General features: G+C 32.4%; 1 protein-coding gene. It reads right to left on the reverse strand.

All coding sequences use genetic code 11. The features are described 5' to 3' along the window. A partial coding sequence (locus tag PNO30_RS00880) for a Spy0128 family protein (protein ID WP_271986816.1) occupies positions 1–213 on the reverse strand: 213 nt, incomplete at both ends.

Consider the following 213-nt stretch of genomic DNA (forward strand, 5'->3'; position numbering starts at 1 on the left):
ACCTAATGTTACACTTGTTTTTTCTGCAGGAGTGTATTGGTTTGTGAATTTTAATTCTTCAGGTGTTTTTGATACTGTTGCATTTAGTCTATTTGTTTGTGTATCTTTTGTTACACTTACTTCTACTTCATACACAGTTTTATCATATGTAACACCTGGTTCGTTTCCTGCAACTTCTGATATTTTGTACTTATGTGTACCTACTTGACTTTC

The sequence above is a fragment of the Gemella haemolysans genome, assembly GCF_028308085.1.
In the GTDB taxonomy this organism is placed as follows: domain Bacteria; phylum Bacillota; class Bacilli; order Staphylococcales; family Gemellaceae; genus Gemella; species Gemella haemolysans_D.